Raw genomic sequence first — 11,467 nt, 5'->3', positions numbered from 1 at the left:
AGCAGCCCCGCCGTCTTCCTCGGCGTCCCCGCCGTCTTCTTCAGCGGCCTCGCTGTCTTCTTCAGCGGCCTCGCCGTCTCCCTCGGCGTCCCCGCCGTCTTCCTCGGCACCTTCCCCGTCTTCCTCGGCACCTTCGCCGTCTTCTTCAGCAGCCTCGCCGTCTTCTTCAGCAGCCTCGCCGTCTTCTTCAGCAGCCCCGCCGTCTTCCTCGGCGTCCCCGCCGTCTTCTTCAGCGGCCTCGCTGTCTTCTTCAGCGGCCTCGCCGTCTTCTTCAGCGGCCTCGCCGTCTTCCTCAGCGGCCTCGCCGTCTTCCTCGGCGGCCTCGCCGTCTTCCTCGGCAGCCTCGCCATCTTCCTCCCCACCCTCATCCGACTCACCGGGCAATCCACGCTGAGGAGCACCCAAGCCTCCTCCACCCTCTTCATCACCTGGCTCTTCTTGCTCACCACCCTCGCCGGCATCGGGCAAACCGATACCGCCCAAGCCTCCTTCACCCTCTTCATCACCTGGCTCTTCTTGCTCACCACCCTTGCCGGCATCGGGCAAACCGATACCGCCCGGACGGCCTGCACCCTCGTCCCCCGACGGGTCATCCCCTACTGATCGATCGTCCGAGTCAGCCCCGCCGTCCCCCGCACTCTCGTGGCCATCATCGTCAGAGGATCCTTCGCGCGTTCCTAGACCCCTGGCCTCTCGATCGTCCCGGTCATCCGAGGCCACCGACTCGGAATCCGCACTGCCCTCGTCGCCGCGCTCACCGCCAGCCTCCTCGGCGGCCTGATCATCCTGTTCGCCTTGATCGCCCTCCCCGGCGCTGTCATCAACAGCCCCATCTTCGTCATCATCGGCACCGCCATCACCACCGTCGTCGCTGCTCGCGTCGGCCGCGGCATCGCTCCCAGAATCGCCGGTATCCCCGCCGTCTCCGGTCGCATCATCGTCGGCCGAGACAGCTTCGGCATCGGACCCAGAGTCATCCGAACCGGCCGACTCTGTTCCGGGATCAGAAGCCGCAGCGTCATCAGCCCCGCCATCGGCGGCTCCGTCTTCGGAACCACCCTCGGCGCCACCATCAGAACCACTTTCAGAACCACCCTCGGCGCCCGCATCATCACCTGAATCAGAACCACCTTCGGCGCCCGCATCATCATCTGAATCAGAACCGTCATCCGCGCCTGAGTCCGAGTCCGAGTCCGCCCCGTCCTCCTCCCCGGCAGCCGCCTGATCCTCAGCCTTCTCCGCCGGCTCGCCACCGTTCGCCTCAACCTCCGCCGCAACAATCGACTCGGCACTAACGCAATCAGCTTTGGCGACTTCGGTGTCGGCTTTGGCGGCCTCGACGCTTTTCTGCGAAGTCGCGATCGCGGCGTTCGCCTGATCCCGCTTCGCGGCGGCGTTCGCGTAAGCTGCATCGCCCTGTTCGTCGAGCGTGGTCGCAGCAGATTCGGTCTTCTCGCGCAGGGCGCTGGCCAGCTCATCCGCCTGGGCCAGGTCGGCTTCCACGCTGGCGACGGAACGATCCGCCTCCTCCGCTGGCCCCTGAATGCTGGACTGAGCGTCCTCCTCCATCTTGTTCAAGGAGGACTGACTGTCAGCCATCGCTTCCTTCGGCGCCTTGGCCGCTTCCTCGGCGCGGCTCACCTCTTCTTCTGCCTTGGCCTTCGCCTCGGCCGCGGCGGCGTTCATCTCGTCGACAGCCCCCGTGATAGCGTCGTCGGCCGATGCTGCCACGGCGGAAGCCGCGGCAGCGTTGAATCCATCCTGCAGTCCGTTCGCCTTCTGGACGGCACCGTCGACTTCACCCTCCAACTCCGTCGCGGCTTGAGCGGCGTCAGACTGGAACTGACTAACTTGTGATTCAAGGTCATCTGCCGCGGCCGCGGCTGCTTCGGCGACCTCAAGCGCCTTCGCGGCCGGTTCCTCCACGAGAGCGCGGACTTCTGCCACCTCAGTGAGGACCGCGCTACCCACGGCGGTCACATCCGAGGTGATGAGCTGAACCGCGCCTTCCTGCTCTTCGAGCAGCGAATCGACCTTCGCCAACTGATCATCGACCAACTGCCGGGCCTGATCCAACTGGTCCTTAAGGACCTGCTTCCCATCCTCCGCAAGCTGCAGAACCTGATCGGCTGGCTTACGGGCTTCATCACGGAGCCGGGTGACCTCACTGCGGACCTTGTCGACGCTGTCGTACGCAAGCGCCTTTGCGGCGGACACCTGCGTGCGCACCATGGTGATTTGGTCAACTACCAACTGCTCGGCGTCCTCGACCGCCGCGCGGACCGGCGTCAGCGCCGTGTCCTTCACCTTGATGATTTCAGCCTTTATCAGATCGATCGTCTCGCGCGGCTTCACCTTCTCGACCAACTCGTCCTTCGTAGCCCGGACCTGGGTCAGGATCCTCTCCGGCTCCGGGCGAATCAGAGCGATCGCCTCATTCATCGCGGTCATGACCTCGACCATCTTGGCGTCAGCAAGCTCCAGCGCCTCGCGGATCTGCTGCAGAAGCGCCCGCACCTCGGCGATGGCCGCTTCGACCTCGGCAATCACGGTCTTGAGCGTCGTCCTCAACTCCTCGACCGGCGGAATCGCCTGATTGAGGAGATCCACCGCCGTGTCACCCGCTGCGGGAATCTGCACCCGAGCGGCGTCTACCGAAGCGATGATCCCCGGAATGCTCGCCTTAATCCCCGTGAACAGGGCGCGCGCTAGCCCCAGTGCCGGAGCACGGGCCATGTATTTCGTGCATGCCGCAATGGCATCGTCGCATGCGGCGTCGGCTTGGCCGAGCTCGATCTCGGCAAGATCAAGACTAGAAAGCGCCTGCTGCACATATGTAGGGATGCTGTCGCGGATCGTCTCGATCGTGACGATCGCGTCGTCGATGCCATCCTCCACCGGCTCAAAGCGCTCGGGAAGCGTCTCTAACTGCTGATCGATCTCGCCAATGTCGGAGATGAGGTCGCTGATGATCCCCCGGAACTCGGCCACGACTTCTTCCACGGGCGTGATCACATCGTCCAGAACTTCGCCGACTGTGTCGAGAATCGACTGGAGCTTATCCAACTCATCGTCGAAACCCTGCAGGATCGTGTCCACGAGAACGCCGACTTTCTCGATCATGTCGACGATCTCGAGGATCTTGTCCTCGGCCTGCTGCAACGGGTCTTTGATCGCTGCAGAGATCGTTTTGACTCGGTTCTCGACCACGTCCAGTTGGTTGATCACCGGAGCCAGTTTGGCTTCCACCTCACGCATCGTGCCCTCGATCCGGTCGAGCACGTCGTCGGTCACACCATTGAAGTCGCCCAAAATGGCGTCGATCTCGTCTGCCACCTTCTTGATCGAGTCATCCAAGTAGACCCCTGTGTCGTCGATCTCCTTGGAGACCGTATCGGAGTCTGCCTGGAGTTGATCACGCAACGCCGCGACTTCCTGGCGGGCCAGATCCAAGGTGGCAGCCGGGAGCAGCGTTTCCGGATTCGCGACCACGTAGTCCCGCAGCTTGAGCACCCGCTCTTGAAGGTTGGTCACACCCTCGGCGAGTGACTTCGCGGTCTGGAATGCGGAATCGAGACGATCCGCGAATCCATCAAAATCCGGCGCGACCCCGGCAAGACGCGACGGAATCTGGGGCACGAGGGCCACGGCCTTCTCGACATCCGCACCCAGTTCGGTGAGCCCCTGCGTCGCAGCGACAACTCCCGGGCCCGCAGTCTTGATCGCAAGGACCGCCCCATCGAAGTCTGACTTGATCCCACCGACGGCGGAGGTCAGCTCATCCAGGGTGGCCGTTGGGTCGATGTCCTGGGGGAGAGCCTTTAGCTCATTAACCAGCGTCTCAGACTGATCTACGATGTTCTGCACCGTGGCGGCGGCTTCCGTCACGGCATTCGACAACTCGGTACTGAGGCGGGATGCGCCGGTAGAGACGGCCTCTCCGATCTTCATCGCGCCTTCGAGTAGCGCGGTGCGGCTCCGGCTTGGAAACTTCACAGTTCCCCCAACTCCTCGGTGATCTCTGAGGACGCATCGGCCATTTTTGTGGCCACCGCAGGAATGTCGTTAGGGGTGGCACCCACAGCTGCAGCGATCTGTTCAAGGATCGACATTGTTTCGTCGATCTGCTCAAGCGTCTGATCGATCTCGGGCAAGACCTCTGCCGACTCCACTTGAATGTCCTCGAGAATCGGGAGGAGCGGAGGAAGTGGCAGCGCCGGTGGGGGAGGCGGAAGAGAAGGAGGCTCCGCCTGGACGATATTTACCGGGGCAGCCTGCGTCGCGGCAGCAGTCGCGGCGGACGTGACCTTCCCGAAAGCGGAACGCACATCGAGAAATTTGGCCCGCTCACGTCGCGGAAGAACTTCCACTTCGCGCGAGATGAGCAAGTTGGAAAACGCGTCCAGCACCTGCTCGTCGGACGCCTGAGCCACTTCACCTGCGACTCCGGACTGTTGCAGCGCCTGGCGTAGTTGACTCATCGCGCCCGCATCCCGAAGCCAGAACGAGAGAAAGCTCCGCGCTTCCCACTGGGTCGTGAAGCGCATGGCGATCTCAAGCGCACCATCTGGGGTCGCTGGTGATCGCCCACGCTCCTGAATTACAACAGCGCCCTGAATATGGCGCAGCGTGGCCAGTGGCGGCTTCATCGCGAGAGGGGTACGGGTGGTCGTGAGCCCAAGTGTGCCCTACCCCAGAGACACCCGCAAGTCAGGCGTGCAAAACGAGTGCGACAGAAGGGGGCGGCGAAATCGTAAACATACGTAGTGTCTCCGTGAGCGCGCCCCCCCGCATCGACACCTTTTCCTTGCCATGTCTAGCTGTTCGATGAATATTCCAAGCCCGTAGTCTGACAAGAAATAGGAAAAAGTGGTTTGGCAGAAGAGCCCTCGAAGGGCCTCGGACGGCCTTGGTATTCCCCTGAACAGTAGCGACTGCTTCCTGAATGAAAATCGAGCTGAAGGCGCTCATCGAGAAGCTGAACCCACTGTGCCGAAAGGCCATGGAGGGAGCGGCTGAGCTCTGCGTTGCGCAGTCAAACTACAATGTGGAGGTCGAGCACCTGTTCAAGGCGCTCCTCGCCATACCGGGTACGGACTTTGGCGTAATCCTGCGCCATTTCCGGATCGAAGAGGCCACGCTCCAAGCTGAACTCACCGCCGGCATCGACGGGTTCAAGCGGGGCAACTCTCGGACACCGGCATTTTCGCCAAATGTGGTGCGCCTGCTCGAGTCTGCTTGGGGAGTCTCATCGCTTCTCTTGCACGATGACCGTGTCCGCTCCGGTGCCCTCCTTATGTCGGCGGTGTCAAACCCCACCGTCCGGGGCAGCCTAGAAGAAACGGCACCGTCCGTATTCGGGCTCAACCGTGAGACGGTCGAGGAGGCGCTCCCGGAACTCTGTGCACATTCCCCTGAAGGGGGCGGCACGGAGACAGGCCCGGATCAAAAGAGCGGCCCGATGGCCGGTCCCACACCCCCGACGCCTCACAGTAGCGCTGGGCCCAAAGGGCAGTCGGCCCTCGACCGGTTCACCGTCGACCTGACCGCACTCGCCCTGGTTGGTGGGATCGATCCCATCACCGGGCGTGACGAAGAGATCCGGCAGATCATCGACATCCTGATGCGCCGCCGCCAGAACAATCCCATCCTGACGGGTGAGCCCGGTGTCGGAAAGACCGCGATCGTAGAAGGTTTTGCGAAGCGCGTAGCCGCAAAGGACGTCCCCGAGCCACTTCAGGAAGCTTCGGTCCGCACTCTGGACCTAGGGCTGCTGCAGGCTGGCGCGGGTGTGAAGGGTGAATTCGAGCAACGGCTCAAAGACGTCATCGAAGAAGTCAATTCGGCCGTGACCCCCATCATCCTGTTCATCGACGAGGCCCATACGATCATCGGGGCAGGAGGCAGCGAGGGTCAGGGCGATGCGGCCAATCTGCTAAAGCCCGCGCTCGCACGCGGCGAACTACGCACGATCGGCGCGACGACTTGGTCCGAATATAAGAAGTACATCGAACGCGATCCTGCGCTCGCTCGTCGCTTCCAAGTGGTGAAGGTAGACGAGCCCGACGAGGAAACCGCCCAACGCATGTTGCGCGGGATGGTCGGGCACCTGGAGCGGCATCATGGAGTCCGGATCCTCGACGACGCGATCCGAGAAGCTGTAGAGCTATCGCATCGCTACATCACGGGACGGCAACTCCCGGACAAAGCGGTCAGCGTACTGGACACAGCGTGCGCACGAGTCGCCATCGGCAAGGGGAGCCAGCCAGTCCAGCTCGAGGACGCCGTTCGCGAGGCATCCCTATACGAGGTGGAGCTCTCGGTACTCGAGCGAGAACAACGGTCGGGTAGCGACCACGACGACCGAGTGAGGCACCTGACCAAGGGTATCGCCCGGGCCAAGGTCCGAAGAGCCACGCTCACAGACCGTTGGAAAGACGAAGTCGCGATCGTCGAAAAGATCGACCGGATCCACGGCATCCTGGATGGCACGATCCGTGTCGATGAAAACGAGCCTAGTGAGCCGGAAGAACTTCAGCCGGAGCTGATGCGGCTAGAAGCCGAGCTGGCCGATCTCCAGGGCGAAGACGCTCTCGTCCCGACCTGCGTGGACGGTGGGGTTGTCGCCTCAGTGATTTCGGGCTGGACCGGAATCCCCGCAGGCAAGATGGTCGCCAACGAGATCAAGACAGTGCTCTCCCTTCGCCAGAGGCTCGAGGAACGCGTCATCGGCCAGCCGGAGGCGCTCGAGACACTCTGCAGACGCATCGGGACGTCCAGCGCCGGCTTGGAGGATCCCAACAAGCCGACGGGCGTCTTCATGTTGGCTGGCCCCAGCGGCGTCGGAAAAACCGAGACGGCACGAGCGCTCGCCGATGAACTCTACGGTGGTGAGCGCAACATGATCGTGGTCAACATGTCGGAATATCAGGAGGCGCATACGGTCTCCTCGCTCAAGGGGGCCCCTCCAGGGTACGTGGGTTACGGGACAGGCGGGGTACTGACCGAAGCCGTGCGCCGTCGGCCCTATTCCGTAGTCCTTCTGGACGAGGTGGAAAAGGCACATCCGGACGTGATGGAGCTCTTCTATCAGGTCTTCGACCGCGGGCAGATGGAGGATGGGGAGGGGCAACTGATCGACTTCAAGCAGACCCTGATCATCCTGACGTCGAACGTGGGCGGAGATACGATCTCCGAGTTGGCCCGGCAATCTGAGAGTCGCCCGTCTGCAGCCGCGGTCGTTGAGACGCTTCGCCCTGAACTGCGAAAGCATTTCCCGGCGGCTTTCCTCGGCCGGCTCGCGATGGTCCCATTTTACCCACTGCGGGATGCCGAAATCCAAGACATCATCGGCTTGAAGATGGCCGAAATCCAACGGCGCATCTTTCAGAAACACATGACCGACCTCACATACGACGATGAGGTCATCCAGGCGATTTCCGATCGCTGTACCGAGGTCGATTCCGGGGCGCGCAACATCGACTTCATCCTCTCGGACACCATGCTTCCGGAACTGTCCACAAAGCTTCTCGAGTTCATGGCGGACGAAGAGCCAGTCGGCCAAATCCATGTGAAGCTGGGTAAGAATGGCGGCTTCGACTACGAAGTCAGTCCGCCAGAACAAGCCGTCCAATGAGTATGGATCAGGCGAATCTCTGGGCCACTGTGACCACGGGGGCTGGGAAGGATGCCTTCCGCCTGCGCGAGCTATGGGGAGAGGAGCGCCAGTCCGGCTTGTTTCGTTTCGACCTAGAGTTGGAATCCGACGACGACGCCGTCGACTTCAGTAAGGTGGTCGGCAAACCGGCTTCGGCGAGCGTGGACTTTCCTGATGGAGGGAAGCGGCACTTCCATGGAATGATCACCCGCCTACGTCAGGGCGCTACCGACCCCGGCGTGACCCGATATGTCGCCGAGCTGCGCCCCTGGCTATGGATGCTGACCCAGACGTCAGACTGTGGCATCTACCAGGAAATGAAGACCCAGGAGATCATTGAGAAGGTCTTCAAAGACCTGGGATACAACGACTTCAAGTTCACGCTAAAAGCGACCTACCAGCCGAGAGAATACTGCGTTCAGTACCGTGAAACGGCCTTTGACTTCGTCTCGCGGCTCATGGAAGAAGACGGGATTCACTACTTCTTCGAGCACACGGACGCGAAACACACCTTGGTCATGGCCGACGACGCCTCTGCGGCCAAGGACTGTCCGGAACTCGCCAAGATGCGCTTCCGCGGCACCGCGACCGAGGACAACGACATCGATGTCGTGTGGGCGTGTGACATCGAGAACAACGTCACGACCGGCACCTACGCCCTCGATGACTACTCCTTCGAAGCACCCTCCACCGACCTGGAGACCAAGGCGGGCAGCGGAAAGCTCGCCCGCTACGACTACCCCGGACGTTTCACGAAGAAGGCCGATGGCACGGCGCTGGCCAAGGTGCGCTTGGGAGCACTCGAAGGCGCGGCGGACCTGCTAAGCGGCTCCTCGTTCAGTCCGAGCTTCTGCGCCGGTTACAAATTCACACTCGCCGATCACCCCCGGAAAGACGTCAACAAAGCCTGGGCGCTTCGGTCCGTCGAACACCAGCTGACGCAGTCGCACTACCGGAACAGCTTCGTCGCTTTTCCCGCCGATGTGACGTTCCACCCCCCCATGCACACGGCGCGGCCACTGATTGCCGGCACGCAGACCGCCAAAGTGGTGGGCAAGAAGGGCGAGGAAATCTGGACCGACAAATTCGGCCGCATCAAGGTCCTCTTCCACTGGGATCGGGTCAGCGAGGGAGACGAGAAGAGCTCTTGCTGGATCCGAGTGACTCATGGCTGGGCGGGAAAAAAATGGGGCGCCTTCTTCCTTCCCCGAATCGGGCAGGAAGTCGTGGTCTCATTCCTAGACGGAGATCCGGATCGACCTCTGGTCACGGGATCCGTCTACAACGCTGAGCAAACGGTCCCCTACGCTCTCCCGGCTAACCAGACGCAGTCGACCGTGAAGAGCAACACCTCCAAAGGGGGCGAGGGATTCAACGAGATCCGCTTCGAAGACAAGAAGGACTCCGAAGAGATCTACATGCACGCTCAGAAGGACATGACCACCGAGGTCCTCAACGACTCGACGACGACCATCACGAAGAACCGGACAGTGACGGTCACCGAGGGAGACGAGACCCACACCGTCACCAAGGGTAAGCGCACCCTCGATATCAAAGACGACGAGAAGCACACCAGCCAGGCCAACTTCGTTCATGAAGTAAAGGGTGACTTCACCCTCAAGGTCACCGGCGACCTAACGATTGAAGCTGGCGGCAGCATCACGATCGATTCCGAGAAGGCCGTGAAGGTAAAAGCGGCCCAGGGTCTAGATACCGAGGCCGGGCAGGCGTTGACCAACAAGGCCGGCACCGCTTTGACGAACCAGGCCGGTACCGCTTTGACGAACCAGGCCGGCACCGCGCTCACCAACAAGTCAGGGACGGCCCTGACCAATGAGGCAGGCACCTCTCTGACTAACAAGGGATCAATCGGCGTAACCAACGAGGGTGGCGTTTCGGTCACCAATAAGGGAAGCGCGACCCAGACAGTCGATGGCGGAGGCATGCTGACCCTGAAAGGTGGCATGGTGAAGATCAATTGATGACGACTGAACCAGGCACCAAGGAAGCCGCACCAACAGTGCTCGAGGGAGACACTCCCCCGTTAGACGGAGGGGAGCCCGTTGAGGATACTGCCCGAGAGGTGACCGAGTACTATGAAGCGGGCCAGATTAAAGAGGTCTCACACTTTCGCGGCGAGCAGATTCACGGCCAGGTAACACTCTACCGAGAGGACGGATCGCTAGAGAGCCGTTCGCATTTCGCGGACGGGGCGCTGCATGGCCTTGCAGAGATCTTCGACGAGACCGGAAGCCCGGCCCAGCAGGCGAACTACATCAATGGTGCAGTGGTCGGCGAAGTGAAGATTTTCGACGCCGGTGCTCTGTCGATGACCGTAATGATGAAGTCGGGGGTACAGCACGGACCGATCAAGACGTTCGATACGTCAGGACGTCTGATATCGAAGATGGAATTCGTGGAAGGTGCCCAGGAGGGCGAGTCCTTGTGGTACGGGCCAGCCGGCGAAGTCACTCGCCGGGCCCTGTACACGGGCGGGAAGTTGAACGGGGTCACATTCGACTACTACTCCGACGGCACCGTCCAACAGAAAACGGAATACGTGGATGGTGAGATCGAAGGTGAGACTGTCATTTACGATCCCGAGGGCGAGGTGATCCATCAGCAAGTGATCGCCCCGCAAGTTGCTGTTGTGGCACCGGAAGTGCTCGCGGAAGAAGAGAGCGGGTTGCAGGGAGGCTCAGAAGGGGTGGAAGAAGAGGATGGCAAGGCTGAAAAGGCCACCTTCTCCGGCTTCTTCGGGCGATTCAGGGGAGAGTAGAGATGGCGATCGGCGTAACCATGGGGACAACCCTTCAGTGTAGCTTCGGTGTGGCACCCAGTACGATGGTGGTGCCACCGCTTTCGCGCGTCATGAGCGGAACCCCTCTGGCCAACATTATGGACTTCAAACCGATGGCGAACATTCCACCGTTCGGAATGTGCAGCACACCATCCAATCCGATGGTGGCCGCAGCAACAGCGGCAGCGCTCGGAGTTCTGACCCCCATGCCCTGTATTCCGGTCACTACACCCTGGGTTCCAGGGGGCCCGACCGCTATGGTCGGAAACCTCCCCGTCCTGAATAATTCTTCGAAGTGTATGTGTTCTTGGGGCGGCGTCATTCAGGTCGTGGCGCCCGGCCAGTTCACTACGATGGTGCCTTAACATGAACGACCCACGTGTTGTCCTAGATAAGACTGGCCTAATCCAAATCTCTGTTGGAATGGTGGCCCTACTTGGCCTCGGCTTCGTGGCCGGAGCGGTTGTCGGCTACGGAGTGCACGTCGATCCGCAGCTTCGATCGGCCGCAGATGGAGTCTCCATAGCTATGGACCTTCAGGACGCTCCGGCCTGCCTCCCGGCGGATCCGGTGAACACTCAGTTGGCCGCAGCCGATGCTCCGACCGACGAAGCAGCGCCCACCGCGGAGCCCATGCTTTCGGATCCTGCCACGGTCGCAATGAACGACGCACTCATGCGTCGCCGAACACTGGCTGCGGCGGCACCCGACCTTATTCAGACTACAGAAATGCCAAGCGCCATTGCCCTTGAGGGCGCAGGGAACGGTTACGCCGTTCAGCTGGGAGCTTTCGGAGTGGAAGAAAACGCCGACCGATTTGCTGGGAGCCTGCGAGGGCGGGGCTACGACCCTTTGGTCGTGGCTGCCCGAAATCGCTCTGGACAGTGGATCAAGCGCGTTCACCTTCAGCTGTTCGAGAGCGAAGCCTCAGCCCTCCTCGCGGCAGAGAGCTTCAGCTCGCACGAAGGGATTCCGGCCGTAGTGGTTCCGTTTGAAGGACAGCGGTGAAC

7 protein-coding genes are annotated in these 11,467 nt (G+C 61.5%); 4 read left to right on the top strand and 3 right to left on the bottom strand.

Features of this window, described 5'->3' with window-relative positions; all coding sequences use genetic code 11:
- A partial coding sequence (locus P8L30_01315; protein MDG2238838.1) for a hypothetical protein occupies positions 1-3,996 on the bottom strand: 3,996 nt, incomplete at its 3' end.
- Entirely contained in the window at positions 3,993-4,649 is a 657-nt protein-coding gene (locus P8L30_01310; GenBank protein MDG2238837.1) for a hypothetical protein, read from the bottom strand. The genes P8L30_01310 and P8L30_01315, both read right to left, overlap by 4 nt.
- A 296-nt stretch (positions 4,650-4,945) precedes the next feature.
- On the opposite strand from P8L30_01310, the gene tssH reads away from it, so the two are divergent.
- The 3 genes from tssH to P8L30_01295 are packed head-to-tail and all read left to right on the top strand — an operon-like array spanning position 4,946 to position 10,436.
- Positions 4,946-7,636 (top strand): type VI secretion system ATPase TssH, encoded by a 2,691-nt coding sequence (tssH, locus tag P8L30_01305; GenBank protein MDG2238836.1) that lies wholly within the window; start codon positions 4,946-4,948, stop codon positions 7,634-7,636.
- A gap of 2 nt (positions 7,637-7,638) precedes the next feature.
- Positions 7,639-9,639 (top strand): type VI secretion system tip protein TssI/VgrG, encoded by a 2,001-nt coding sequence (gene tssI / locus P8L30_01300; protein MDG2238835.1) that lies wholly within the window; start codon positions 7,639-7,641, stop codon positions 9,637-9,639.
- Positions 9,639-10,436 carry a toxin-antitoxin system YwqK family antitoxin gene (locus P8L30_01295; protein MDG2238834.1) on the top strand — a complete coding sequence of 266 codons (798 nt, stop codon included), beginning with the start codon at positions 9,639-9,641 and terminating at the stop codon, positions 10,434-10,436. The genes tssI and P8L30_01295 overlap by 1 nt, the downstream gene beginning before the upstream one ends.
- Positions 10,437-10,470: 34 nt before the next feature.
- Here the strand turns inward: P8L30_01295 and P8L30_01290 are convergent, their stop codons facing one another.
- On the bottom strand, positions 10,471-10,665 hold the full coding sequence (locus P8L30_01290; GenBank protein ID MDG2238833.1) for a hypothetical protein: 195 nt from the start codon (positions 10,663-10,665) through the stop codon (positions 10,471-10,473).
- Positions 10,666-10,823: 158 nt separating this feature from the next.
- On the opposite strand from P8L30_01290, the gene P8L30_01285 reads away from it, so the two are divergent.
- Positions 10,824-11,465 carry an SPOR domain-containing protein gene (locus P8L30_01285; GenBank protein MDG2238832.1) on the top strand — a complete coding sequence of 214 codons (642 nt, stop codon included), beginning with the start codon at positions 10,824-10,826 and terminating at the stop codon, positions 11,463-11,465.
- Positions 11,466-11,467: the final 2 nt, after the last annotated feature.

It is taken from the genome of Longimicrobiales bacterium (assembly GCA_029245345.1).
GTDB lineage: Bacteria > Gemmatimonadota > Gemmatimonadetes > Longimicrobiales > Gaopeijiaceae > CALFPJ01.
Note: the sequence above shows the minus strand (reverse complement) of the source record. Positions and strands in the feature narration are given on the sequence as shown.

Bases quoted from the DNA above. Each gene is read 5' to 3' on its own strand.
- P8L30_01290 (MDG2238833.1), bottom strand. From the start codon at position 10,665: ATGGGGGTCAGAACTCCGAGCGCTGCCGCTGTTGCTGCGGCCACCATC.
- P8L30_01285 (MDG2238832.1), top strand. From the start codon at position 10,824: ATGAACGACCCACGTGTTGTCCTAGATAAGACTGGCCTAATCCAAATC.
- P8L30_01295 (MDG2238834.1), top strand. From the start codon at position 9,639: ATGACGACTGAACCAGGCACCAAGGAAGCCGCACCAACAGTGCTCGAG.
- P8L30_01310 (MDG2238837.1), bottom strand. From the start codon at position 4,649: ATGAAGCCGCCACTGGCCACGCTGCGCCATATTCAGGGCGCTGTTGTA.
- tssI (MDG2238835.1), top strand. From the start codon at position 7,639: ATGGATCAGGCGAATCTCTGGGCCACTGTGACCACGGGGGCTGGGAAG.
- tssH (MDG2238836.1), top strand. From the start codon at position 4,946: ATGAAAATCGAGCTGAAGGCGCTCATCGAGAAGCTGAACCCACTGTGC.